This is a genomic window from Actinoplanes sp. CA-142083 (assembly GCF_050942195.1).
Classification (GTDB): Bacteria; Actinomycetota; Actinomycetes; order Mycobacteriales; family Micromonosporaceae; genus Actinoplanes.
In genome coordinates, this window is record NZ_CP192076.1 from 10323804 (window position 1) to 10347435 (window position 23632).

24 protein-coding genes are annotated in these 23632 nt (G+C 69.6%); 10 read left to right on the plus strand and 14 right to left on the minus strand.

Annotation, left to right across the window (positions count from 1 at the left end; all coding sequences use genetic code 11):
• Positions 1–27 precede the first annotated feature (27 nt).
• The 7 genes from ACQPZX_RS47785 to folP form a co-directional block, all read right to left on the minus strand.
• Complete coding sequence (locus tag ACQPZX_RS47785) at positions 28–522, minus strand: hypothetical protein (protein ID WP_433371595.1); 495 nt, start codon at positions 520–522, stop codon at positions 28–30.
• Positions 523–577: 55 nt separating this feature from the next.
• Complete coding sequence (locus ACQPZX_RS47790) at positions 578–883, minus strand: hypothetical protein (protein ID WP_433371597.1); 306 nt, start codon at positions 881–883, stop codon at positions 578–580.
• A gap of 28 nt (positions 884–911) precedes the next feature.
• Positions 912–2144, minus strand: a complete 1233-nt coding sequence (locus tag ACQPZX_RS47795; RefSeq protein WP_433371600.1) for an ABC transporter permease — start codon at positions 2142–2144, stop codon at positions 912–914.
• Positions 2145–2248: 104 nt separating this feature from the next.
• Complete coding sequence (locus tag ACQPZX_RS47800; RefSeq protein WP_433385951.1) at positions 2249–2728, minus strand: DUF3180 domain-containing protein; 480 nt, start codon at positions 2726–2728, stop codon at positions 2249–2251.
• Between the two features lie 35 nt (positions 2729–2763).
• The gene (gene folK, locus ACQPZX_RS47805) at positions 2764–3291 is read right to left on the minus strand and encodes a 2-amino-4-hydroxy-6-hydroxymethyldihydropteridine diphosphokinase (protein WP_433371603.1); all 528 of its coding nucleotides are present in this window, start codon (positions 3289–3291) and stop codon (positions 2764–2766) included.
• The gene (gene folB / locus ACQPZX_RS47810) at positions 3288–3650 is read right to left on the minus strand and encodes a dihydroneopterin aldolase (RefSeq protein ID WP_433371606.1); all 363 of its coding nucleotides are present in this window, start codon (positions 3648–3650) and stop codon (positions 3288–3290) included. Before folB ends, folK begins: the two co-directional genes overlap by 4 nt.
• 2 nt (positions 3651–3652) lie before the next feature.
• Positions 3653–4459 carry a dihydropteroate synthase gene (folP, locus tag ACQPZX_RS47815; RefSeq protein ID WP_433385954.1) on the minus strand — a complete coding sequence of 269 codons (807 nt, stop codon included), beginning with the start codon at positions 4457–4459 and terminating at the stop codon, positions 3653–3655.
• Positions 4460–4821: 362 nt separating this feature from the next.
• Between folP and ACQPZX_RS47820 the strand changes: the two genes are divergently transcribed.
• The 7 genes from ACQPZX_RS47820 to ACQPZX_RS47850 all read left to right on the plus strand — a co-directional run bounded on the left by ACQPZX_RS47820 (position 4822) and on the right by ACQPZX_RS47850 (position 13272).
• The gene (locus tag ACQPZX_RS47820) at positions 4822–5115 is read left to right on the plus strand and encodes a hypothetical protein (protein ID WP_433371609.1); all 294 of its coding nucleotides are present in this window, start codon (positions 4822–4824) and stop codon (positions 5113–5115) included.
• 1 nt (position 5116) lies between these two features.
• The gene (locus tag ACQPZX_RS47825; protein ID WP_396037552.1) at positions 5117–5479 is read left to right on the plus strand and encodes a hypothetical protein; all 363 of its coding nucleotides are present in this window, start codon (positions 5117–5119) and stop codon (positions 5477–5479) included.
• 103 nt (positions 5480–5582) lie between these two features.
• On the plus strand, positions 5583–9023 hold the full coding sequence (locus ACQPZX_RS47830; protein ID WP_433371613.1) for an ATP-binding protein: 3441 nt from the start codon (positions 5583–5585) through the stop codon (positions 9021–9023).
• A gap of 2 nt (positions 9024–9025) precedes the next feature.
• Entirely contained in the window at positions 9026–11011 is a 1986-nt protein-coding gene (locus ACQPZX_RS47835; RefSeq protein ID WP_433371616.1) for an MFS transporter, read from the plus strand.
• 4 nt (positions 11012–11015) lie between these two features.
• Entirely contained in the window at positions 11016–11561 is a 546-nt protein-coding gene (locus ACQPZX_RS47840; protein ID WP_433371619.1) for a hypothetical protein, read from the plus strand.
• Positions 11558–12673 carry a M23 family metallopeptidase gene (locus tag ACQPZX_RS47845; RefSeq protein ID WP_433371622.1) on the plus strand — a complete coding sequence of 372 codons (1116 nt, stop codon included), beginning with the start codon at positions 11558–11560 and terminating at the stop codon, positions 12671–12673. Before ACQPZX_RS47840 ends, ACQPZX_RS47845 begins: the two co-directional genes overlap by 4 nt.
• Positions 12670–13272, plus strand: coding sequence for a hypothetical protein (locus ACQPZX_RS47850; RefSeq protein WP_433371625.1), 603 nt, complete (start codon positions 12670–12672; stop codon positions 13270–13272). Before ACQPZX_RS47845 ends, ACQPZX_RS47850 begins: the two co-directional genes overlap by 4 nt.
• 3 nt (positions 13273–13275) lie before the next feature.
• On the opposite strand, the gene ACQPZX_RS47855 is transcribed toward ACQPZX_RS47850, so the two are convergent.
• On the minus strand, positions 13276–13728 hold the full coding sequence (locus tag ACQPZX_RS47855) for a hypothetical protein (RefSeq protein ID WP_433371628.1): 453 nt from the start codon (positions 13726–13728) through the stop codon (positions 13276–13278).
• Positions 13729–13969: 241 nt separating this feature from the next.
• Here ACQPZX_RS47855 and ACQPZX_RS47860 point away from each other — a divergent pair, with 241 nt between their 5' ends.
• From ACQPZX_RS47860 to ACQPZX_RS47870, 3 genes are read left to right on the plus strand one after another with little or no spacing between them, the layout of a single operon-like run.
• The gene (locus ACQPZX_RS47860) at positions 13970–16576 is read left to right on the plus strand and encodes an FtsK/SpoIIIE domain-containing protein (protein WP_433371631.1); all 2607 of its coding nucleotides are present in this window, start codon (positions 13970–13972) and stop codon (positions 16574–16576) included.
• Entirely contained in the window at positions 16573–17274 is a 702-nt protein-coding gene (locus ACQPZX_RS47865) for a hypothetical protein (RefSeq protein WP_433371634.1), read from the plus strand. The genes ACQPZX_RS47860 and ACQPZX_RS47865 overlap by 4 nt, the downstream gene beginning before the upstream one ends.
• A 9-nt stretch (positions 17275–17283) precedes the next feature.
• Positions 17284–17544 carry a hypothetical protein gene (locus ACQPZX_RS47870; RefSeq protein ID WP_433371637.1) on the plus strand — a complete coding sequence of 87 codons (261 nt, stop codon included), beginning with the start codon at positions 17284–17286 and terminating at the stop codon, positions 17542–17544.
• Here the strand turns inward: ACQPZX_RS47870 and ACQPZX_RS47875 are convergent.
• The 6 genes from ACQPZX_RS47875 to ACQPZX_RS47900 all read right to left on the minus strand — a co-directional run bounded on the left by ACQPZX_RS47875 (position 17541) and on the right by ACQPZX_RS47900 (position 23584).
• Positions 17541–17939, minus strand: coding sequence for a RidA family protein (locus ACQPZX_RS47875; RefSeq protein ID WP_433371640.1), 399 nt, complete (start codon positions 17937–17939; stop codon positions 17541–17543). The two genes, ACQPZX_RS47870 and ACQPZX_RS47875, sit on opposite strands and share 4 nt — an antisense overlap.
• An 8-nt stretch (positions 17940–17947) precedes the next feature.
• Complete coding sequence (folE, locus tag ACQPZX_RS47880) at positions 17948–18595, minus strand: GTP cyclohydrolase I FolE (RefSeq protein ID WP_433385957.1); 648 nt, start codon at positions 18593–18595, stop codon at positions 17948–17950.
• Positions 18592–20604 (minus strand): ATP-dependent zinc metalloprotease FtsH, encoded by a 2013-nt coding sequence (gene ftsH, locus ACQPZX_RS47885; RefSeq protein WP_433371642.1) that lies wholly within the window; start codon positions 20602–20604, stop codon positions 18592–18594. The genes folE and ftsH overlap by 4 nt, the downstream gene beginning before the upstream one ends.
• A gap of 249 nt (positions 20605–20853) precedes the next feature.
• Positions 20854–21429: a hypoxanthine phosphoribosyltransferase gene (hpt, locus tag ACQPZX_RS47890; protein WP_433371645.1), complete on the minus strand. Its 576-nt coding sequence runs from the start codon at positions 21427–21429 to the stop codon at positions 20854–20856.
• A gap of 139 nt (positions 21430–21568) precedes the next feature.
• Positions 21569–22522, minus strand: a complete 954-nt coding sequence (gene tilS, locus ACQPZX_RS47895; protein ID WP_433371648.1) for a tRNA lysidine(34) synthetase TilS — start codon at positions 22520–22522, stop codon at positions 21569–21571.
• On the minus strand, positions 22523–23584 hold the full coding sequence (locus ACQPZX_RS47900) for a zinc-dependent metalloprotease (protein WP_433371651.1): 1062 nt from the start codon (positions 23582–23584) through the stop codon (positions 22523–22525).
• Positions 23585–23632: the final 48 nt, after the last annotated feature.

Here is a 23632-nt window from a genome sequence, read left to right on the forward strand (position 1 = left end):
CGGGGGTTTGCTCCCCGGCCCGCGCTGTCAGCTTCTCGTGCCGCGGTAGCCGCCGAGCGTGGCCAGGCCGACGATCCAGCCGACGAACAGGCCGTAGGTGGCGCCGCTGCCGGCCACCTGGAACGCGCCGATCAACGACGGGTTGTTGAGGAAGAGCGTGGTGATCAGCGCCGCGAAGCCGCCCGCGAAGATGAACGACGCCCAGCCCGCGAAGAACTGGCTGATCGTGCCCCGCGCCCGGGCCAGCTGGGAGCCGGGCAGCATGTACAGGAACAGCGCGGTGAGCACGACCACCAGGATCGCGCGGAGGTCGGCCACGATGATCTCGCGCAGTGAGTCGTTGGAGTTGAACGACCAGCGCGGCCAGGCCAGCAGCCGCAGCCACCAGCCGCCGGCGGTGTTCGGGTTGGTGTTGTCGGATACCCAGTCCACGTACCATGTGCTGCCGAAGACGAGGACCAGTATGAGTGCGGCAAGGGTGCCCGCACCGACTGCGGATTTGAACCGGTTACCGAGAGCCATGCGTCGGTAATTCCCAACGCGAATGGTCTTTCAAACGACGGGGGTAAATGCCCCTTTATTCATGCTTCTGCAGGTAATCGATGAAGGCCGCGCGCAGCAGCGGCTCCGACTCCCCGTAACCGTGCTCCGCATAGCCGCCGCGGCCCCGGAACTCGCGCCAGAGCGCGACGTACTCGTCGATGATCGGGCCGATCGAGTTGGGCGCGCCGTCGAGCTCGCCGACGTCATCCGAGTCGGGCAGGTGCTTGCTGACGGTCCAGAAGAACTTGATGTCGTGGTGCTTGCGCGCCATGGCGAAGGCGCGCTCGCGCAGCTCCTCGGTCGGCAGGGAGTCCAGCTCGGCGAAGCTCGGAGTGGTCATGACGGCAAGCATAGGACCGCCGGATCGGCTACCGGCTGGATCCCCAGGGTCCCTCGTCCCAGCGGTCGGTGCGGGCCGGCGTGGTCGTCGCCGAGTTCCAGGCCTCCAGGTCGGGCGTCCAGTTCGTCACGCCGTTCGTCGGGGCCGCGTTCCAGTCCTCGCCGCTGCCCGGCGAGAGCGGCCGGCCGTACGTCTCGACCAGCCGCGTCACGATCAGGCCGCCGCCGAAGACGCAGGCCGCGGTCGCGAACAGCGCGATGTCCAGGCCCTTGCGGCTCGACCAGTCGAGGAAGAGGGTGAGGGCCGCGACCGCGAACAGCGTGCCGAAGATGCCGCCGCGGCGGCCGTACGCGCTGGTGCCGGCGAGCATGGCCAGGCCGAGGGCGATGCCACTCCACTCGAGGCCGGTGCCGGGGACGATCGGGCCCGCCGACTGGGCGGCCATCAGGATGCCGGCGGCCACCGCGAACAGCGACGAGAGCACCAGCGAGAGGATCACCGGGGCGGCCACCACCGCGCCGCGGCGGCGGGCCGGGTCGCCGTGCGGGCGCATGCCGCCCAGCCAGCGGCGCACCGGGGTGATCGTGCCGAGCGCGCCGCCGACCACGGCCAGCAGCGCGAAGCCGCCGAAGAGGAAGAACGCCTGGTCGGTGGGGTCGTAATCGCCCTGCACGACAACCGGGGCGATGCGCAGCTGGTCGTAGACGATCACGCCGAGCGCGGCCGCGAGCGTCGCCGCCCAGCCGGGCACGTGCAGCACGAGGACGAGCAGGCCGATCACGATCGCGCCGGCCGCCGCGAAGATCAGCGCCGGGATCGCGGCCTTGAGCAGGCCCTGATCGCCCTGCTCGGCGTAGTGCAGGGCGGCGGCCAGGGCGATCGGGCCGATCGCGAGGTTGGGCACGCCGGCCCGCAGGGTCAGCCCGCCGCCGAGCGTGAGCAGCCCGATCGCGGCACCGTTCACCAGCAGGTTGTCGAGGGCGGGACGCTTGAGACTGCCCGGGTCGAGCCGCCAGAGCAGGAAGGCGAAGGCCGCGGCCGCCAGCAGCAGCACGACCTCCCAGCCGAGATGGATGCCGAGCCGGTCACGCCCGTCGTCGTCGCGGCGCAGCACGTCGGGCGAGGTGTCCGCGGCCACCGCCTCGGCGGCCAGCTCCTCCCGGCGGCGCTGCTCGGCCGCGGCCAGGGTGTTCGCTCGGTAGGCGGCCGGATCGGTCGGCTGCTCCTCAGTCCGACGGAAGGTCGTCTCGTCGTACGCCATCCTCGCGCCTCCTCGATGCTCGCGCCCCGAAGCATACGGATAGTGGTCGGTCTCAGTTCAAGGCCGAAATAGTGCCGGATCGATGACGGCGGGTAGCGGCGGGATCACCGCCGGCCGGTGGGCCGATCGGAGTCGTCCTCGTCCTTGGCGTCCGGCTGCTCGGGAATGCGACACGCGCGCTCGAGCCAGAGCGCGGCCCCGATCAGGGCCAGCGCGGAGACCAGGCCGCCCACGGCGGTCGGCAGGTCGTCGTGCGCGGCCTGGGTGGGCTCCATCGCGAGCCAGGCCACCAGACCCGCCGAGAACCCCGCCGAAATCGCCCCGACGAGTGACGACGCCTTGGCGAGCGCGACGTAACGGGCGACGGCGAGCGGGTCGACCGGCAGCGTGCCCGGCTTGCGCTGGATGCGGGCACTCGTGTTCTGCGCGAGCAGGCCCTCGGCGATCGCGAGCACGACCAGCACTATCACCGGGGACCAGGGCAGGTCGGGCAGCGACGAGTAGGAGAAGCTGAGCAGCAGCCAGCCGAGCGCGGCCGCGGCCAGGCCCGCGACGATCAGCACCGAGATGCTCGTCGGCCGCATCGACGGGTCCGACTTGGGCGCCTGGGGGTTGCTGCTCACAACCTCGACTCTAACGGCAGATCGGGCCGCGGGGTCATACCGGCGAGGTCGTCGGCGAGGGCGGGATCGTTGAGCAGGTCGGTGAGCCAGCCGTGGCCGGGCAATTGCCCGTACGGCTGAATGTCGATCCACGGCCGCAACACGAACGCCCGCTGGTGGGCCCGGGGGTGTGGGAGCGTCAGCTCCGGATCGTCGATGATCACCGGCTGGTCGTCGGCATCCCAGACCGCGATCACGTCCACGTCGAGCGTGCGCGGGCCGAACCGGCGCTCCGGATCGCGCACCCGGCCGGCCGCCGCCTCGCACGCGCGCGCCCGCTCTAGCCAGTCATGCGGTCCGGCCTTCGGGTCAACGACAAGGACCACGGCATTGAGGTACGAGGGTTGCTCGGTATCGCCCCACGGTGGTGTCTCATAGACGCCGGACGCCACGGCCACGCTCTCGCCGAGCAGGCGGACCGCCTGCTGGAGGTGGCGGTAGCGGTCGCCCAGGTTGCTGCCGACGGACAGCACGGCCCGGGTCACGACCGGCTCCGGCGCAGAGTGACGGCCACGTCGGTGAACTCGTGCGGGATGGGCGCCTGCGGCTTGTGGACGGTCACCTCGGCCGCTGCCACCCGGTCGTCGGCCAGGCAGACCGCCAACAGCCGGTCGGCCAGCGTCTCGATGAGGTTGACCGGCTCGCCGGTGATCACCGCGATCAGGCGCTCGGCGAGCTCGCCGTAGTGCACGGTGTCGGTCACGTCGTCGCTGGCAGCGGCCTTGCTCAGGTCGAGCTCGAGGACGACGTCGACGACGAAGTCCTGGCCTTCCCGGCGCTCGAAGTCGAAGACGCCGTGGAACCCGCGCGCCTTGAGGCCGCTCAGCGTGATCTTCCCGGTCACGTTCACCTCTTCAATTCCGGCGAGCCGGAGGCCCGCCAGACGGCTAGGGCGTCCGCCGTGCCGCGGACGTCGTGGACGCGTACGCCCCAGGCGCCGGCCGCCACCGCCAGCACCGAGGTCGCGAGCGTCGCGGCCTCGCGTTGGTCGACCGGGCGGGGATGGCCCTCGGCGTCGGCCAGCAGCCGGCCCAGGTAGGTCTTTCTGCTTGCCGCGAACAACACCGGATAGCCGAGGTCGATGAACACGTCCAGCCGGCGGGTCAGCTCCCAGTTGTGCTCGGCGTTCTTGGCGAAGCCCAGACCCGGGTCGAGAATGATCTGTCCCGGGTCGACGCCGGCGCCGACCGCGTCGTCCACCCGCTCGAGCAGCTCGGCCCGCACCTCGGCGACCACATCGTGGTACACGGCGAGTTTGTTCATGTCACGGGAGTGCCCGCGCCAGTGCATGAGAATCCACGGGCAGCCGGCGTCGCGGGCCACCGAGGCCATCGACTTGTCGGCCAGGCCGCCCGAGACGTCGTTGATCACGGTGGCGCCGGCCTCGAGCGCGGCCGCCGCGACCGCGGCCCGGGTGGTGTCGATGCTGATCGGCACGCCCGCGGCGGCCAGTTCGGTGATCACCGGGACGACCCGCGCCGTCTCGGTCCCGGCGTCCACCCGCTCGGCGCCGGGCCGGGTCGACTCGCCGCCGATGTCCACGATGTCCGCCCCGGCGCGGCGCAACGCCATGCCATGTTCTATCGCGGCGTCCACGTCGGTGTACCGGCCGCCGTCCGAGAAGGAGTCCGGGGTGACGTTGACGATCCCCATCACGACCGGGTGATCTCGTCGGTATGTTTCCCCGCCCGTGAGCTGCGCATCCCTTGCCTGACTCGTCACGGAACGAGGGTAGGACGGGCGGGTTGTGGCACGTATGTACGATGTCTGGTGACTCATTTTCACGCATGCGTTTACCTTGCGTAACGAATGGGCCGCTTGAAGCCAGGAAAAACGCGCCGTACTCTTCGGATCTGGGCATCATGAAGGAACCGAAGAGAGCAGACGAGCATGGCAGTGCCCGAACAGCTCACTCGACGCGGTGAGCTGGAAGTAGCACGATATGGGCGTCGCCGTGCGGCTTCACAACTGCGACGTGTCCGGACCCCCCTAACCGGACACGGGGAGGTTTACCAATGATCGCCACCGAGCTCGTCACGCATGTCGTGGCAGCCGTCCAGCAGGGAACGCTGGCCGCACCCGAGCCCAAGGGCATCAACACCCAAGGCATCGTCACTTTCTTCGCCAGCAACATCGCACCGATCCTTCTCGCGGTGCTCGGCGTGATCTTCATCGGGCGGGCCAGCCGCGGTGAGATCTCGAAGGTGCTGACCAGTTCGGCCATCGCCATCGTCGGTCTCGCGTTCATCGCGGGCGCGGCGACGTTGTTCTTCGTCGGCGACTACCTCATCGATCTGATCTTCAGCTGAGATGCGGCTTCGTACCGACGACGACATCTACCGGGCGCGCTTGGTCTATCTGGGTCCGCCCGGATACACGCTGCCCATCCATCTGCCGTACGCGCAGTACGGCATGTTCGTCGCGCTGGTCCCCCTGTTCATGCTCGGGCACTACCTGATCACGTTCGACTTCGACGTGTTCCCGGCGTGGGAGATCGCCCTCGCCATGGTCACGACGTCCTACGTGTTCCGGCACGTCGACCCCGACCGGCCGGCCCGGGTCGTCATCCGCACCGCGCTCACCGACTGGCGCCGTACGCGCGAGCCGGCCGTGGAACAACGCGATCCGAGACTTGTCGCCACTCGCATCCGGGTTCGGGAGGAGTTGGTATGACCAGTTTTGCCGCACGCTCCCTCGGGGTTGGCGCATGACCGGATCACTACCGCACGGGCAACCCCGCGCGGACGCAGCCACGCAGGGCAGGCAGAGTAACGGTATGCGTTCGGACCACTACTCTGCGGCGGATTCCGCTGATACGAATCCCGAAGAGCTCGTTGCCGCGCCGGGCCATGGCGCGGTCGGCGTCTTCCAGGCGCCGCAGCCGGTCCGGCCGCGCGGCGGAGCCGTCGACACCACGCTTGACATCGACTCGCCGTTCCTCGACCTGTTCGGCGGGACGCCGGTCTCGGCGGCCCCGGTGAGCTCGCCCGCGCCGGCGCCCGCTCCGCCGGCGGAGTCCGATCCCGACTTCGACTTCGGGTTCGATTTCGACTCCCCGGAAACGGCGGCGAGTTTGAAGACGCTGCCGCCCTCGCCGCCACCGCAGGCCTCCGCGCCGCCTTCGCCTGCCTCGGCTCCGCCCGCTTCCGCGCCGCCCGCTTCCGCGCCGCCTGCCTCCGCGCCGCCTGCCTCCGCGCCGCCTGCCTCCGCGCCGCCCGGTTTTGCTCCGCCTGCGTCCGTTCCTCCGGCCGGTGTGGCTGACGGGCCCGACGGGGCCTGGGGCGTGCCCGAGACGGTCTCGCCGATCAGCCGGGCGCCGGTCGGTCCCCAGGCCGACTTCTATCAGGACAACGGCGGCCAGGCCGGCGATCAGTGGCCCGACCTCGACGACTGGCCGGCGGCACCGCCGGTCGCCATCGCTCCGCCGGAGACCCCGACTCCCCTGTGGCAGACGGTTGGTTCCCGGCCCGCTCCGGCGGCGGCCGTGCAGCCGTACGCTCCGCCGGCGCAGACCGAACCGGACGCTGCTCTACCCGTACCCTCTCCGGCGAAGCCGCCCGCGAAGCGCAAGGAGAAGTCCCCGGCCAAGAAGAAGGAAAACCTTCCCGCTCGTCCTTCGAAGAAGGACGTCAAGGCCGCGCAGCTGCGCCCGCACAAGCTCAAGTTCAACGACCGCGACCCGGCCATGGAGCTCGCGATCAGCGAGATCGCCGGGCACCTGACCTTCACGCAGAGCACGGTCACGGCCTGGTACTCGCTGCCCGAGGTGCGCTGGGCGTTCCGGCCCGACGCCGAGCGGGAGGCGCTGCTGTCGGCGATCTCCGAGCAGTACGCGGGCCTCGCCGGCTTCCGCCTGCACCTGCGGCGGACCAACCGGCCCTTCCCGGCCGACGAGTGGGCCCGCACGGTCGACTCGTTCACCGCCAAGCCGCTGCCCGACGTGCGCGGCGCCACCTCCTGGTCCGACCACCTCGTCGCCGCCCAGCGCCACCTGCTCTCGGTCAACCACGCCGAGGGACAGACGTACCTCGGGGTGACGTTCGCGCGGCGCTCGCTCGGCGACACGTTCAGCGAGCGGATCCTGCGCATGTTCGGCAAGGGCACCTCGGACGGCGAGCGGCGCAAGCTCGGCCGCACCGTCGAGCAGTTCGACGAGGTGCTCAACGCGTTCGGCATGCGCGGCCGCCGGGTCGTCCCCGCCGAGCTGGAATGGCTGATGTACCGCTCGGTGGCGCTCGGCATGGCGCCACCCACGATGCTCTCGCCGATCACCAACGGGCAGTGGGAGGCCGGCGACCTGCTCGCGCTCACCGAGCAGGTCGAGCGCTACCGGACGCCGTACGGGTCCACGGTCAAGCTGGTCAACCGGATGACCGGCGAGGAGCGGCACGTCGCCGTGCTCTCCGTCGGCCGGATGGAGCCGCTCGAGATCCCCGAGAAGCACGAGCCGTGGCTGCACTTCCACGAGCGGCTGCCGTGGCCGATGGAGCTGTCCTCGCGGATCGACATCCTCGGCTCCAACAGCTCGTTCAAGAACCTCGAGCACCGGCTCCGCATGATCCGGTCGCAGCAGCTCGACTACGCCGAGCACGGCATCGACGCCCCGCCCGAGCTGGAGCGCCTGGCCAAGCGAGCGCTGGTGATCGGCGACGAGATGACCACCGGCCTGCCGGTCGAGTCGGCCCGGGCGCACGGCTGGCACCGGATCGCGGTCAGCGGCGCCACCCGCGAGGAATGCCTCGAGCGGGCCCGCCGGCTGATCCAGCTGTACTCGCGCGAGCTGCGGATCTCGCTGCAGCACCCGAAGAACCAGGACCAGCTGGCCCGCGAGTTCATCCCCGGCGAGCCGATCGCCAACACCGGCTACGTCCGACGCATGCCGGTCAAGCTGCTGGCCGCGGCGCTGCCGCAAGCGGCATCGACCGTCGGCGACCGACGTGGCGACCTGATCGGGCGTACTTCGGGGACCTGCCGCCGTCCGGTCTTCCTCGACCTGCACTTCCCGATGGAGGTGCGGGAGCGCTCCGGCCTCGGGGTGTTCGTGGCCGAGCCCGGCGGTGGCAAGTCGACGCTGATGGGCGCGCTCGGGTACCTGAACGCCCGCCGTGGCGTCCAGGTGACCCTGCTCGACCCGTCCGGCCCGCTCGCCCGGCTGTGCCAGATGCCGGAGCTGCGGCCGTACTCCCGGGTCTTGAACTTGACCGGATCGGAACAGGGAACCCTGGCGCCCTACGCGCTGATCCCGACCCCGGTGCGCTCCGAGTTCCCGACCGGCCCCGGCGGCGACCGCGAGTTCGAGATCGCCGTCTCCAACGCCCGCGCCGAGCGCCGCATGCTGGTGCAGGACATCTGCTCGATGCTGGTGCCGCCGCAGGTCGCCAAGGAAGCCTCGACGGCGACACTGCTCCGGCACGCGGTCCGGCAGGTACCCGCCGAGGAGTCGTCCACCCTCGACGACGTGGTCCGCACCCTGCAGGGCCTCGACCACGACGGACAGGAACTCGCCAACCTGCTGCTCGACACCGCCGAGATGCCGCTGGCGCTGTTGTTCTTCGGCTCGCCGCCGCAGCACCTGCTGGGCGCCGACGCGGCGCTGACGGTCATCACGATGGCCGGCCTGCGCCTGCCCGACCTGAAGATCGAGCGGGAGTACTGGTCGGCGGAAGAAGCACTGGCGCTGCCGATGCTGCACACGGCCCACCGGCTCGCGGTGCGGCGCTGCTACGGCGGCTCGATGTCGTCCCGCAAGATGGTCGGCCTCGACGAGGCGCACTTCATGGAGGGCTGGCGGTCCGGCCGCTCCTTCCTGGTACGACTCGCCCGCGACTCCCGGAAGTGGAACTTGGCGGCGCTCGTGGCGTCGCAGAACCCGCGCGACATCCTCGGCTTGGACGTGCAAAACCTCGTCTCCACGGTCTTCGTGGGTCGCATCGCGGAGGACCAGGAAATCGCGTCGGAGGCGCTACGCCTCCTGCGGGTGCCGGTCCACGACGGGTACGAGGCGACGCTGGCCTCGCTGTCCCAGGTCGACACCTCATCGTCGAACCGTCTCGGGTTCCGCGAGTTCGTGATGCGCGACGTGGACGGGCGCGTGCAGAAGGTGCGCGTGGACGTGTCGTACGTCGAGGGCCTGCTGGAGCACCTGGACACCACGCCTGCGGCGACGAAGGCACCGCCGGCGGCGATTCCGATGTCTGCGTCGGACATGGAGGATTGAGAATGGTGCGGCGGGCGTTGGCGCTGGCCATGACGATGTTCGTCACGGTGGTGGCGTCGATCGTTTGGGCGGTGGCGGCGCCTGCGCCTGCGGGGGCTGCGGTGGGTGGTGGGGTGTTGAAGGCGCCTGGGGGCGCTTGCAGCACCGAGGAGTGGCAAGCCGACTTCAAGGCGTGCGTAAGCCGACTGACTGATGTCAGCGCGAGCCGCGCTCAGTGTCTCCTGCCGCCCACTCCCAGCACACCGGACTCGGGCCTCGCTGGATGGTTCGCGGAACGACCGGCATCAGCTGACGGGCTGGGCTACGACGGCCTTTACAGCAAATACGGCTACGCCGGCTACAGCTACACCACATACGATCTGGACAGTGGCTGCGCATCCACGCTTATAGATCCGGACTACAAGTTCGAAACAACTGTCGCCAACGGCGAATTCATGATCGCTACGGCGGTTATCGGTGCATCGAATGCGCTTCGTGAGCGCGCATGGGATCCGCAGACACTTTGGGGCTGGGCCGATCCACTAGTAGATCAAGCCACCAAGGCTGTCTACGAAAAGGTCTTCAGCGTTTTCGGAGTTATCACCCTGGCCGTTGTCGGCTTGTATCTGCTCTGGCGATCGCGGCAGGCCGACATGGGCGCAGCGACGACGACTGCGGGCTGGGCCATTCTTGTGATGGTCGCCGTGACCGCGATCGCGGCATGGCCCGTGCGGTCTGCCAACTTGGCAGACCAGACCCTCATCACAAGTCTCGGCGTTGTTCATGATGCCGTCGGCCCTCGCGCTCATGACACGCCGCCAGGTCAGTGTGACGACCCGACACCTGGGGCATGCGATGACAACCGGCCGCCTGCGGTCAGGGCAAGCGACACGGCAACCGAAACGATTCTCTACCGGAACTTCCTTCGCGGTCTACTCGGCTCGGCCGACAGTGAAACCGCCAAGAAATACGGCCTCGCTCTCTATGACGCCAAGTCGATCTCGTGGCAGGAAGCCGAAAAGCTGCGCGCCAATCCGCAAACACGGGACGCCCTGATCAAGCAGAAGAACACCCAGTGGGAGAAAGTCGCCGAGCAGATCAAGCAAGAAGACCCTGAGGCGTATCAGTACCTGCAGGGCGTAAACGGCATGGACCGCATTGGTGCGGGTTTCATTTCCGTGCTGGCTTCGATCATGTTCGCGATGTTTGATCTCACCGCGTCGGTCCTGGTGCTGCTCGGATTCCTGATCTTCCGTTGGGCGGTAATCGCTGCTCCGATCCTAGGCACAGTGGGTCTACTCCGCCCGGCTAGCGCAGGAATCCGGCGACTGGGCAATGCCGTCGTCGCCGCCATCTTCAACATCGCAATCTTCGGAACAGGCGCGGCCGTCTACCTGTTCGCAGTCGACTTGATTATGAATACGCCGAGCCTGCCTGGCTGGCTGCAGGTCGTGCTTGTGTGGCTTTGTGGCGTGGTCGGGTGGTTGCTGCTGCGTCCATACCGGCGGATCACGCAGCTGGGCGGCAAGGACAGCACGCGTGCGATCGCGTCGGCCGGACAGTGGCACCGGAGGTTCTTCCGGGACATGCGGGAAGCGGCCAAGCTTGACGTCGTCGAAGGCGGCGGGACCCGCGAGCCGACGATGGGCAAGAACGGCCGGACCGTTTACGTCGATCAGAGCAACCTTCGTCCCGAGGCACGCCTCGAGGACCCGGCGCACTCGGCGGCAAACCGTGGCGAGCTCGAGCCGGCAAGGACCGGAGGACGCGAGCTCGTTCCCGCGCCGACCCGCCCGGACGGCAGCGAGTCGGTGCACGACAACCCGCCGGCCCCCGTCGGGGACAAGCCGCGCCACGATTCCGCCGCGCCGGCCCGGACACGCCGCGCCACTACCTGGACCGAGCCGGACGTCGCCGAGCAACCCGCTTCCTACGCCATCTACCGGCCAGAGACCGGGAACACGACCCGGGAGCCGGCCACGCCGCGGGTGCGCTCCGAGGCCAAGTGATCGCATGCCCCGAATTCTCGAACTAGGCCTCAACCGAATCTTCCGTTCCCGGCTCGGCGTCGCGATCGTCATCGTGGCGATCGTGGCGGCCGTAGTTGGCCTCGGCCGGATCTTCGCCGATGGCGACGATGCGCGGCCGCCGGTGGTGGCGTCATCGCCCGAGGCTGCGATCAGCATCGATCCCAAGGACGACGACAGCGTCATCGACTCGGCCCCGCCGCCGAGCCCGTCCACGGTTCCGGGCCGGGCCCAGCCCGAGGAAGTCGCCTACGCCTTCGCCTCAGCCTGGTGCAACCACAACAAGGTCACCCCGACAACGTGGCGTAACCGGCTTCTGCCCAACTCCACCAAGAACCTCGCCGACGAGCTCAACGGCGTCGACCCGGCCGGCGTCCCCGCCGACCGGGTGATCGGACGGCCGTCGCTCGTGCCGGTCAGCGGGACCGTCGTGAACGCAATCGTCACGATGGACTCCGGCAAGCTCAACCTGCGCCTGGTCGCGCCCGACGGCCATTGGCTCGTCGACGGCATCGACTGGGACGGGTCATGAGTGTCCCCCGCCCTCGCCGGATAGTCCTCCTGGTCGCCCTCGTCGCGACGCTCGCCTTGCTGTGCTGCGGCGGAAGCGTCACCGCGGTGCTGCTCGGTGGGCTCACCGACGGTCAGAACAACAAGCTCAACGCGGCACTCGGCTGCGGCAAAGGTGGCCCGGTCGATCCGGATTCAAAGCTTCCCCGGGTACGGCAGTACGGCGCCGCGCAGATCCGGAATGCCGCCGTCATCATCAATGTCGGGGCGGACCTCAAGATGCCACCGCGAGCCTGGGTCATCGCCGTAGCCACGGCAATGCAGGAGTCCCGGCTCACCAACCTCGGCAACCTGGGGTCCAAGAACGATCACGACTCGCTTGGCCTGTTCCAACAGCGGCCGAGCGCCGGGTGGGGCACTCCGGCGCAGGTCACGGATCCGGTCTACGCGAGCACCAAGTTCTACAACAAGCTCAAGGCGGTCGAGGGCTGGGAGAACATGCCGCTCACCGAGGCGGCCCAGCGGGTGCAGATCAGCGCTTATCCCGATGCGTACGCGAAGCATGAGCCCGTTGCCACACAGATTGTGAACGAGCTCGCCGATGGCGCAGCCGGTGCCGTCGGCAACTCGGTCAGCATGGTCTGCGCGTCCGGGGGTCAGATTGCGGCCTCTGGCTGGACCAACCCGGTCAAGGCGAGCGTCGGTTCGGGCTTCCGCACCGCCGATCGACCGACCCACCAGGGGGTCGACCTGATCGTCGGTCGCTACACGCCGATTGCGGCGGCAGCGAGCGGCATCGTCTCCAAAGTGAAGTGCGACGAGGACCACAGCGGGCGCCAGACCTGCAACGTCGACGGCTACCCGGGCAAGGGCGGCTGCGGGTGGATGGTGGAGATTCAGAGCGCCGGTAACGTCATGACCAGGTACTGCCACATGGTGCAGCGGCCGTTCGTGAAGGAGGGCCAGGAGGTCACGGCGGGTGAGATCATCGGCCGAGTAGGCACGAGCGGCAATTCATCCGGGCCGCACCTTCATTTCGAGGTACACCTGAACAATGATCGGTCGAGCGCGGGGGCGATCGATCCTGTGCCGTTCATGCGGCAGCAGGGAGCCCCGCTGGGAGGTGAGGGATGACCGGAGGAGCTGTGCCAGATCCGTTCGCGGGGCATCCCGACTGGGCGCTGGACCCGCCCCGCTCGATTGTTCCCACGCCGGCGAACATGAGCGGACAGCTTCGTGGGCGGCGAGTCATCATCGGGCTGCCGGGCCACGGCTGGCGGGCCGACCTGCGGGCCGATGAAAAGGTCGTACAGGGCAGCCGCACCTACGTTCCGGTCATGGTCGAGTCCGAGTGGTACCGCGCCGAGGCCGAGCAAACTGAGGTCTTCGCTCCGCTGGTGCCGATCGAGCGGGTCTGGGTCGAGGAGTTCGGCATGGCCGGCTTCTCGACGGATCAGGGCGTCACGTCGCGTCTCGTGTCACTGGACGAACCGCCGCGAAAGGTGCCTGTTGCGGCGCTCGAGGCTGGCGTCATCACTGGCAGGAGGGTCGCTGAGCTGCTAGAGGATGGCGGCGAGCGTCGAGACCTCCGTGCGGTGACCGAGTTGCACACCAACGACGTCGGTGACATCTGTGCGCGCGTGGCTAGCGAGCTCGATTGGTATCGCTGGGCGTGGAGCGGAAAGGCGCCGAAAACTCTCGAGGTGCCGGTTCACCTGCTATGGGTGGAGTAAGGGCTAGCCGACCTTAGTGCCGGTGCAAAGTCGCCAGCTGTCGCTCTCCTCGATTACGTGGAATCGCCAGTCCTCGTTTCGGCTACTACTGATTTGGCCATTCGCGGACCCGGAGATCGTCAGCTGGGTGGTCACGTCCTCCTGGCCGGAGCCAACAGCCTGGCGAGTCAGTGCTCCCCAACTGACCGACACCTTCACGTTGAACTGCTTCTCGCGTGCCACCAACTGCTCGCGAAGGGCACTAATCTCGGTGAGATCAGTGTTTTTGCAGGTGAAGAGTTGGGCAGTCTTGTCGTCGCGGTTCACAAGGTAGGCGATAAGGAAGCTGTCGGTGACCACATCGGGCTCGCTGCGGTCAATCTTGGTGGCCTCGTCGTAGAGGGAAACCACGACGCCTGCCACGCCCAGGCAGAGCAACGCCATCACGCCGCCCACCATGGCCAGGATCAGGCGCATGCGGCGGTTGGGGGGCTTGCGACCAGGGGGCACCGCGGGCGTGGGTGGCACCGCCGCCGGGGGCGGGGGTGGTGCTCCGGTCACGGGCTCCTGCGGCTGCACACATACGACAGTAGTGCCTCCCGCCACCCGAACCGTGCCACACCACCCAAGGCCGTGAATGCCGCGGCACGGAACCCGCTGGCCCCCGGGAGCACGATGCCGGGCCCGGTCTGGGATAAGTTTTATCCGCACACAGGAGGTGAGGGCAGTGGCGGATTCAGCTTTGCGGGTCCAGCAGGCTGCTGCCCTGCATCGGCAGGCGGCCGCGGCGGTGGACGCCGCCGCTGCGGCGCTGGAGTCCGAGGCGCGGCCGGCGACGGACCCGATGGAGCAGCACTCGCTCGCCGAGCAGCTGCGGGCCGCCGCGGGGCTGCTCGCGCCGGGCTGGCTGGGCTCCCCGTTGGACGCCCAGTCCGCCAACACGCCGCTGGGCGGCGTCTACCCACCCCAGTTCGTGCGCCTGGGCGTCGCTCAGCCGCTCGATGACGCTCGCTTCCCGGTGATCGTGCCGCTGCTCGGCACCGGTCACCTCACCGTCGACGCCAACGCCACCGACCCCCGGGTCTTCGGTCTTCTGCGTTGCCTGCTGCTGCGCCTGCTCGCCGCCGCCCCGGCCGGGTCCCTTCTCGTCCGGGCCGTCGATGGCGTCGGCGGTGGCGCCGTTTTCGCCCCGTTCGCCGACCTTTATGACGCCGGCCTGATGTCACCTCCCGTCACCGACCGGCAGGGCCTGCTCGATGTGCTCGCCGAGGCCGACAAGTGGCTGCGCCCGGGCCGTGGCGCCGCGCCGCGCCGCAGCCGGCGGGACCGCATGATGCTGGTTGTCATCGCCGGCTTGCCACACATGACCGAGGGTGAGGAGTTGCGGCGCATCGCGGCCCTCGCCCAGCAGGGGCCCGATTCCGGCCTGCACCTTATCGTGGCCGGCTGGCCGCCGCCGCCGCTGACCGCCGAGACGACCCAGGCGCCGCTGCCGCGCACCACCACGGTGTCGGTCCGAGATCCGTATGTGGTGGTGGGCGACCCGCCCGGCGCTACCTACGGCTCGATGCCCGACGCCCGCTGGCTCAACGCCCCGGCCTACTTCGACGAGGATCCGCCGCCGCATCTGATCGATCAGGTCTGCCGCGAGCTGGCCGCGCATTCGTCTGCCGCCTCTCAGGTGGGCCTGGCCGACCTCCTGCCCGAGCCGGGTGAGGCGCTGTGGGGCGGCGACGCGGCCGACGGCCTCAGTACGGTGGTCGGCCATGACGGCGACACCCCGCTGGTGCTGCGCTTCAACGACCTGACCCCGCACTGGCTGGTCGGCGGTCGTTCCGGCGCCGGCAAGACGGCGTATCTGATCAACGTGCTCTACGGCCTCGGCGCCCGGTACAGCCCGGATGAGATGGCGTTGTACCTGCTCGACTTCAAGGAGGGCGTGTCGTTCGCCGAGTTCGTGCCGACCCGGCGCGACCGCACCTGGCTGCCGCATGCCCGTGCCGTCGGTGTCGAGTCCGACCGGGAGTACGGCCTGGCCGTGCTCCGCGAGCTGGACGCCGAGATGACCCGCCGCTCGGTGGCGTACAAGAACGCCGGCGTGACCCGCTTCGCCGACTTGCGCCAAGTGGTGGCCGAGGAAGCAGCCGGCACCCCGAAAAAAGCCCTGCCGCGGATCCTCTGTGTCATCGACGAGTTCCAGGTGCTCCTGGCCGGCAACGACCCGATCGCCACCGAGGCGGTGGGCCTGCTCGAGTCGCTGGCCCGCAAGGGCCGCTCGTACGGCATCCATCTGATCCTGGCCAGCCAGACCGTCCTCGGCGTCGAGGCCCTGTACGCCAAGCGTGACTCGATCTTCGGCCAGTTCCCGGTGCGGATAGCCCTGCCAGGCGGCGGCGACGTGCTGGAGCCGACCAACGACTCGGCCGCCGGTCTCCCGCTCGGCACCGCCGTGGTGAACACGGCGGGCGGCCTGGGCGGCCCGCGCGGCGCCACTCGCGGGCACGAGCGGGTGGTCCGTTTCCCCGACCCGCACGCCGACCGCGAGGTGCTCAGCGCCCTGCGGCACAAGCTGTGGGGCGCCCGCGACCCCGAGGCGATCCCGCCGCGCATCTTCGCCGGCTACGCGCACCAGCATCTGGCCGACGACCCGACCTACCGCTCCGCTCTGGCCGGCCGCGCCGCGCGCCCGGCCGCTCTGGTCGGCCGCGTCATCGACGTGAGCCTGTCCACGGCCGCGTTCCCGCTCGACGCGTCCCCGGGCCGGCATCTGGCGATCTTCGGCTCGTCGGCGTCCGGCTCCGAGGTGCTCGACGCCGCCGCCCGCAGCGTGGCCGCGTTCCACCCGCCGCGCACCACCCGCTTCGTCATCTCCTCGCTGGTCGCCGAGGGTGACCGGCTCGCCGAGGCGCTGGCCGGGGAGATCGGCCGGCAGCAGGAGGTCGAGTTGGTCGACGCGGCGGGCCTGGCCGCGGCGATGGATCTGGAGCGTCCGGGCTACCTGGTGGTGTTCGGCATGGACGCGGCGAGCCCCGGCAGCCTGCCCGGACTGCGCCGCCTGCTCCGCGAGGGCCCGGGCCGAGGTGTGCACCTGCTGTCCTGGTGGCGGGGCATGCGCCGATTCACCGACGAGACGGGTGGCAGCGCCGGCCGTGAGGACGTCGCCGGCCTGCTCTTCCTCAATTGCCCGCAGTCCGATGTGGCGCTGATGCTGGGCCGCCCGGTCGACTGGCACCCCCGGCCGAACAGGGCGCTGCTGCACGACCGCCACGCCGACCGCACGGTGACGGTGGTCCCGTTCCTGCAGCCCGAGAGCGACGAGCTATGACGGATCAGCAGGAGCAGGAAACGACGGGCGGCATCCCGGCCCAAGCGGCTCAGCAGGGAACGCCGGCGGCGCCGGGTCCGTGGGCGGACTATTTGGCCGCGGCCCAGCGCCTGGACGCCGTCCGCCGCGCCGCGAGCGCGGCGGCGAGCGAGCAACAAGCGACGGTCACGGCCGCACACAAAGAGTTCGCCGACGTACGCGCCCGGCTAGCTCCCCAGCACGCGAGGCTGGTGCGCGACTTCGGCGTACCCGAAATGGAGCTGACCCCGCGGCCGGCGGAACTGGAGTCGGCGTCGCTGGCCATGGCCGGCGGCCCCACCGCCGTGCTGGCCGCGCTGCAGCAGGCCCGGCGGACCGCCGACGCCGCGGACGCCACCCTGCTCGACACCTCGAAGGCCGCCCCGCTGCGCCCGTGGGCGCGCAACCTGCTGATCTACGGCCCGTTCGCCGCCGCGGTGCTGATCGTGCAGATCGTCCTCTACCTGGTCGCCCCGCAAGGCTCGGTGCCGACTTATGCCCTGCTCTGCGGCCTGAGCATGCCGGTGCTGGCGTTCGGCCTCGGCTGGGTGACGATCGGCTTCGTCTACGGCGGCGGCGGGGTCAAGGTCGACCGCACCCCGATCCTCGGCGCCGTCATCTGCCTCACCCCGGTCCTCCTCACCTGTATGGGTGTAGGACTCTTGGCCTTCTTCAGATAGAGGAGACCGATGGCCAGCGTCGAAGAGGTCAAGGCCCACGTAGCCGCGTCGGTCGACGGCGCCGGCCGGGCCGTGACCGGCATGCAGCAGGTCACCAACCAGCTGGAAGACTCCCTGGCGCTGCTGCGGATGACCGCCGTCGGCTCGTTCCACCCGTCGGTGGCGTCGGCGATCGCTCAGCTGGAGCAGGCCCGCATGCGACTCGACGAGGCCGCCCAGCTGACCCGTGCCGCGATGGACGCCGCCGACGCCTTCCGCACGGTGATCTAGAGCGCCGCCGTCAGGTCGAGTTCGATCAGCTGGCCCTGATAGCCGAGCGACGCCACCCCGACCAGCGTGCTGGCCGTGGTGAAGGCGGGCGCGAGTGGCGAGGCGTTGAGCCGCTGCCAGACACCGGCGAGCACCCCGCTATCCGGGCTCACCACGTAGATGACCGAGCGCACCACGTCGCCGGGTGCCGCGCCGGCCGCGGCCAGCACCGCCAGGCAGTTGGCGATGACCTGGTCGGTCTGCGCGTCATAGTCGCCGGGCTCACCGACCACGTTGCCGGCGAGATCCAGCGGGCACTGGCCGGCCAGGTGGGCGAGCCGCCCTGCCGATGAGATGGTGATGTGGCTGTAACCGGCCGTTTCGTGGACGCCCGGCGGGTTGAGCTTCTCGATCATGCCCAAGCCTAACGGGCGTTGATCAGCGCCATCGCCTCGGCGCGGACCTTGCCGTCGGTCTGGAAGGCCCCGCGCACCGCGCTGGTCACCGTGCGGGCGCCGACCTTGCGGATGCCGCGCATCTCCATGCAGAGGTGCTCGCACTCGAGCACCACGATCACCCCGCGCGCCTCCAGCTTTTCCAGCAGCAGGTCGGCGATCTGCGAGGTGAGCCTTTCCTGCACCTGGGGCCGGCGGGCGTAGACCTCGACCAGCCGGGCCAGCTTGGACAGGCCGGTGATGCGGCCGTGCGTGCCCGGGATGTATCCGACGTGCGCGACGCCCTTGAACGGCAGCAGGTGATGCTCGCACATGCTCATCACCTCGATGTCGCGGACGAGCACGAACTCCTCGTGGTCGGCCTCGAACGTGGTGGTGAGCACCTGCGCCGGGTCGACCCGCAGGCCGGCGAAGAGCTCGGCGTAGGCGCGGGCGACCCGGGCGGGCGTGCGTTCCAGCCCGTCACGGTCCGGATCCTCACCGATCGCGATGAGGATCTCGCGGACCGCCTTCTCTATCCGGGCCAGGTCGACGGCCTGCTCCACCGGTGCGCCGGTGAGCTTGCCGTCGACCAGGCGCGCGGCGAGATAGTCGAGAGGATCGTCGTCGCTGATCAGTTGCTGCCTTCCACCGTGCCGTTCGGGTTCGGGCCGACCGCGATCTGCCCGTCCGCCTCGGCCTGCGCCTTGAGCTTGTCCCGCTCGGCGGGGGTGAGCACCGGGGGCGCCTCGGAGGGCAGCCGCTTGCCGAAGCCGTTGAACGGCGACATCGGCGGCCGCTTGACGACACGGGCACAGATCCTGTCCATGTCCTCGCGGGTGATGGTTTCCTTCTCCATCAGCTCGAGGACCATGCTGTCGAGGACGTCGCGGTACTCGACCAGGATCTCCCACGCCTCGTCGTGCGCGAGCTCGATGAGCGCCCGCACCTCGGAGTCGATGTCGGCCGCGACCGAGTCGGAGTAGTCCCGCTCGTGGCCCATGCTGCGGCCCAGGAACGGCTCGTCCCCGCTGGTCCCGTACTTCACGGCGCCGAGCTTGGAGCTCATGCCGTACTGGGTGACCATGGCGCGGGCCAGGCCGGACGCCTTCTCGATGTCGTTGCCGGCGCCGGTGGTGGGCTCGTGGAAGACGAGCTCCTCGGCGGCCCGGCCACCCAGCGCGTACGCCAAGGTGTCGATCATCTCGGCGCGGGTCTGGGTGTACTTGTCCTCGGTCGGCAGCACCAGCGTGTGGCCCAGCGAGCGGCCGCGCGGCAGGATCGTCACCTTGTGCACCGGGGCGGAGTGCGGCAGCGCGTACGCCACCAGCGCGTGACCGCCCTCGTGGTAGGCCGTGATCTTCTTTTCGTTGTCGCTCATCGCCCGGGTGCGGCGCTCGGGGCCCGCGATGACCCGGTCGATCGACTCCTCGAGGAACTCGTTGGAGATCGCCCGCTTCTCGTTGCGCGCGGTGAGCAGGGCCGCCTCGTTGATCACGTTGGCCAGGTCGGCGCCGGAGAAGCCGGGCGTGCGGCGGGCCACCGAGTCGAGGTCGACGTCGGGCGTGAACGGCTTGCCCTTGGCGTGCACCCGGAGGATCATCTTGCGACCCTCCATGTCGGGGTTGTCGACCGGGATCTGCCGGTCGAAGCGGCCCGGGCGCAGCAGCGCCGGGTCGAGGATGTCGGGCCGGTTGGTGGCCGCGATCAGGATGACCCCGCCCTTGGTGTCGAAGCCGTCCATCTCGACGAGCAGCTGGTTGAGCGTCTGCTCGCGCTCGTCGTGACCGCCGCCCATGCCGGCGCCGCGGTGCCGGCCGACGGCGTCGATCTCGTCGACGAAGACGATCGCCGGGGCGTTGGACTTGGCCTGCTCGAACAGGTCGCGGACGCGGCTCGCGCCGACACCCACGAACATCTCGACGAAGTCGGAGCCGGAGATCGAGTAGAACGGGACACCCGCCTCGCCGGCAACCGCGCGGGCCAGCAGCGTCTTACCCGTTCCGGGCGGGCCGAACAGCAGCACACCCTTCGGGATCTTGGCGCCGAGAGCCTGGTACTTCGCGGGGTTCTGCAGGAAGTCCTTGATCTCGTGGAGCTCCTCGACCGCCTCGTCGGCGCCGGCCACGTCGGCGAACGTGGTCTTCGGCGTGTCCTTGGTGATCATCTTCGCCTTGGACTTGCCGAAGTTCAGCACCCGGGAGCCGCCACCCTGCATCTGCGACATGAACAGCAGCAGCAGGACCACCAGGATGGCGATCGGCAGCAGGTTGATCAGCAGGCTGAAGAGGATGTTGTCGCCGGAGACCGTGGTGTTGACGGTCCCGGTGATCCGGCCGGCGGTCTTGGCGTCCTGGACGTCCTGCCAGACCTCGCTCGTGACCTCGTACGGATATTGGGTCTCGATCTTGTCGGTGGTCTTGCCCTCGAACTTCTCCGGCTGGGCCAAGTCGATCTGGAGCGTCTGCTCCTTGTCCTTCTGGACGACCTTCTTGATGCCCGGCTGGGAAAGGCGCTCGAGCGCCACCGATGTATCGACGCGCTGGTAGCTCGGACCACTGGTGAAGAACGAGCTCAGCGCGATAACGCCGATGATCACCAGAATGATCCAGACCACCGGGCGGCGGAAGAAACGCGTACGCTCCATGCTGTTGTCGGGCGGCGAGCGCCCGGACCCTCCTGATCGGCGTCCTGGTCACTTCAACGTCGCCGCCACGGGCGGCCCCGACGGCGTTAGTGACACTGCGCCATCGGTCACTCGACGGTACACCGTACGTGCCGCCCGCGAACCCGTGAGCCCGCTGGCCGGACACCCCTGCGCCCTCGTCCGTTCAGCCTGCTTTCGTGCCAAATCCACCCATAAAGACGAATTCTGAGAAGAGGCTGAGAAAGTGGTTCAGCTACGGGCGTACACCTCGGGCTTGAGCACGCCCACGTACGGCAGCTCGCGGTACCTCTCGGCGAAGTCCAGGCCGTAGCCGACCACGAACTCGTTGGGGATGTCGAAGCCCACGTACTTCACCGGCACCTGGACCTTCACCGCGTCCGGCTTGCGGAACAGCGCCACCACCTCGACGCTCGCGGCCGAGCGCGACTGGAGGTATTTCATCAGCCAGGAGAGGGTCAGGCCGGAGTCGACGATGTCCTCGACGACCACGACGTGCCGCCCGGTGATGTCGCGATCCAGGTCCTTGAGGATGCGCACGACGCCCGACGAGGTCGTGCCCTGCCCGTAGGAGGAGACCGCCATGAACTCCATCTCGGCGGAGGGACCCTGCTTGCCGAGCGCGCGGGCGAAGTCGGCCATGAACATGACCGCGCCCTTGAGCACGCAGACCAGCAGGATGCCGCCCTCGGCGCCGTCATGGTCGGCGGAGACCTGCTTCGCCAGTTCGGCGATCTTGTCGCGGATCTGCTCCTCGGAGATGATCACGTGATCGATGTCGGCGTCGTACCAGGAGCCGTCAGCCATGACGGTAAGACTGCCGCATGAAGGTTGCCGCTCGTCGCACGGGTCTGTAGTCCGTTCCTGAAGAACCGCTGGAAAGATGCCCTTTCCGCCCACCAAGCCCGGCGAATCAGGCACGGCGAGTGACAGTTCTCACAGGCGGTCAGGCCACCCGAACGAGTCTTCCCCGCACCCGGGCCACCCGAATCGCCCCCGGCAGGTGCACCGGCCCCTGACCACGCCAATCCGTGATCAGCGCGTCGAGCGCCTCGACGTGCCGATGCGACAGCGCCGACCCCGAGGCGCCGAGCTCGCGAGCCCAGGCATGCAGCACCCGCGTCCGAATCGCGCCGACCAATGCCGATAAAACGGAAATATCAAGGCCCGGGCCATCGTACGCGGAAAGCAGCGCATCCCGGGCGAGCGCGTCCAGCGCGGTGTTGTCCGCAGCGATCTGCCCCGCGGTCCGAGCGAGGTTGCCCACCACCGCGGGCCCCAGCGCCTCCACCAACGCCGGCAACGCATCACCGCGCACCCGGGATCGCGCATAGGCCGGATCCACATTGTGCGGGTCGTCCCACGGCACCAGCCCCTGAGCCGCGCAGGCCTTGCGGGTGTCCGCCCGCCCCACGTCCAGCAGCGGCCGCAGGAAAATCCCCCGCACGGCCGGCATCCCCGCGATCCCCCGCGGCCCCGCCCCCCGGGCGAGCGCCAGCAACACCGTCTCGGCCTGATCGTCCCGGGTGTGCCCGAGCAGCACCGCCACGGCCCCGACCTGCGAGGCAACGGCCGACAGCGCCTCATATCGCGCCTCACGAGCCGCCGCCTCGGGGCCGCCGGGAAGCCCGGCCACGGAGACGGTCGCCACCTCGACCGGGTCAAATCCGGCGTCCAGGGCCCACGAAGCGACCGACGAAGCCCGCGCGGCCGACCCCTCCTGCAGACCGTGATCAACGGTCACCAGCCCCACGGCGCCGCGCCGGACAAATCGGGCAGCCGACGCGAGCGCCAGCGAGTCCGCCCCGCCCGAGCAGGCCACGAGCACGAGCCCGTCGTCCGGGAGCGACCGACGCACGGCCTGCCGCACGACCGCGACCGCCGCCGGGATGCGCGCCACCTACCCCCCGATCGCGGGCTGCGACCCGTGCACCCGGGTCACCCAGGCGTCGGGGTCGCCCAGCTCGTCGAGCCGGGGCAGCGTCAGCGGCGAGTCGAAGACCTTGTTGAAGCCCTCCATGCCGACCCGCTCCACCACGCCGTGCACGAACTTGCGGCCCTCCGCGTACTGCCGCATCTTGACCTCGATGCCGAGCAGCCGGCGGATCGCCTTTTCCAGCGGGTTGCCGCTCTCGCGCCGCCGGTTGAACTTGGCGCGGATCGACTCGACGCTCGGGATCACGTCGGGGCCGACCCCGTCCATCACGAACTCGGCGTGCCCCTCGAGCAGCGTCATCAGCGCGGTCAGCCGGTCGAGCACCGCCTTCTGCGCCGGGGTCTGCACGATGTCGATCACCGAGGAGCGGCTCTCCGGGTCGCGCAGCGCGTCGGAGAGGGTGGCGACGCCCCGGCGCAGCCGCTCGAGGATGTGCTCCCCGCTCTGCGACGCGTCGACGAACGCCTGCACCTCGCCCAGGAAGTACCCCCGCATCCAGGGGACGGCGGTGAACTGGGTGCGGTGGGTGACCTCGTGCAGGCAGACCCAGAGCCGGAAGTCGCGCGGGTCGGCGCCGAGCTTGCGCTCCACCTCGACGATGTTGGGCGCGTTCAGCAGCAGTTGGCCGGGGTTGCCGGAGAACACTTCGTACTGACCCAGGACGCGGCCGGACAGATAGGCCAGGATCGTGCCGGCCTGCACGCCGGTGATCCGGGAGCCGATCGCGTCGGCGAGGCCGCCCGGCGGCTTGTCGCCGCTCAGCCGGCTGACCAGCGGGATGATCACCTGCTTGAGGCCCTGGATGTTGACGGCGGCCCAGTCCTTGCGGTCGACGACGCGCACCGGCGGCACCTCGACCTGCGACTGGAGTCCCGTGTAGGCGGCGACGTGGCCGGCCGCCTCGTCGGTCAGCGCGCGTAGCTCGGTCACCACCGCCATCGCGTCGTCGTAGGAGACCGCGGGCCCGGATTTGGAGAGGGCGCCGGCGGTCGCGGCGGCCAGATCCCAGTCTACGAACTGCGCCATGCACCCACCGTACCCGCGGAATTCCAGCCCGAACTCAGGTGAAACCCT

Coding starts and splice junctions, on each gene's coding strand:
- ACQPZX_RS47785 (WP_433371595.1), bottom strand. CDS start 522: ATGGCTCTCGGTAACCGGTTCAAATCCGCAGTCGGTGCGGGCACCCTT.
- ACQPZX_RS47790 (WP_433371597.1), bottom strand. CDS start 883: ATGACCACTCCGAGCTTCGCCGAGCTGGACTCCCTGCCGACCGAGGAG.
- ACQPZX_RS47795 (WP_433371600.1), bottom strand. CDS start 2,144: ATGGCGTACGACGAGACGACCTTCCGTCGGACTGAGGAGCAGCCGACC.
- ACQPZX_RS47800 (WP_433385951.1), bottom strand. CDS start 2,728: ATGCGGCCGACGAGCATCTCGGTGCTGATCGTCGCGGGCCTGGCCGCG.
- folP (WP_433385954.1), bottom strand. CDS start 4,459: ATGGGGATCGTCAACGTCACCCCGGACTCCTTCTCGGACGGCGGCCGG.
- ACQPZX_RS47820 (WP_433371609.1), top strand. CDS start 4,822: ATGATCGCCACCGAGCTCGTCACGCATGTCGTGGCAGCCGTCCAGCAG.
- ACQPZX_RS47825 (WP_396037552.1), top strand. CDS start 5,117: ATGCGGCTTCGTACCGACGACGACATCTACCGGGCGCGCTTGGTCTAT.
- ACQPZX_RS47830 (WP_433371613.1), top strand. CDS start 5,583: ATGCGTTCGGACCACTACTCTGCGGCGGATTCCGCTGATACGAATCCC.
- ACQPZX_RS47835 (WP_433371616.1), top strand. CDS start 9,026: ATGGTGCGGCGGGCGTTGGCGCTGGCCATGACGATGTTCGTCACGGTG.
- ACQPZX_RS47840 (WP_433371619.1), top strand. CDS start 11,016: ATGCCCCGAATTCTCGAACTAGGCCTCAACCGAATCTTCCGTTCCCGG.
- ACQPZX_RS47845 (WP_433371622.1), top strand. CDS start 11,558: ATGAGTGTCCCCCGCCCTCGCCGGATAGTCCTCCTGGTCGCCCTCGTC.
- ACQPZX_RS47850 (WP_433371625.1), top strand. CDS start 12,670: ATGACCGGAGGAGCTGTGCCAGATCCGTTCGCGGGGCATCCCGACTGG.
- ACQPZX_RS47855 (WP_433371628.1), bottom strand. CDS start 13,728: ATGCGCCTGATCCTGGCCATGGTGGGCGGCGTGATGGCGTTGCTCTGC.
- ACQPZX_RS47865 (WP_433371634.1), top strand. CDS start 16,573: ATGACGGATCAGCAGGAGCAGGAAACGACGGGCGGCATCCCGGCCCAA.
- ACQPZX_RS47870 (WP_433371637.1), top strand. CDS start 17,284: ATGGCCAGCGTCGAAGAGGTCAAGGCCCACGTAGCCGCGTCGGTCGAC.
- ACQPZX_RS47875 (WP_433371640.1), bottom strand. CDS start 17,939: ATGATCGAGAAGCTCAACCCGCCGGGCGTCCACGAAACGGCCGGTTAC.
- ftsH (WP_433371642.1), bottom strand. CDS start 20,604: ATGGAGCGTACGCGTTTCTTCCGCCGCCCGGTGGTCTGGATCATTCTG.
- hpt (WP_433371645.1), bottom strand. CDS start 21,429: ATGGCTGACGGCTCCTGGTACGACGCCGACATCGATCACGTGATCATC.
- ACQPZX_RS47900 (WP_433371651.1), bottom strand. CDS start 23,584: ATGGCGCAGTTCGTAGACTGGGATCTGGCCGCCGCGACCGCCGGCGCC.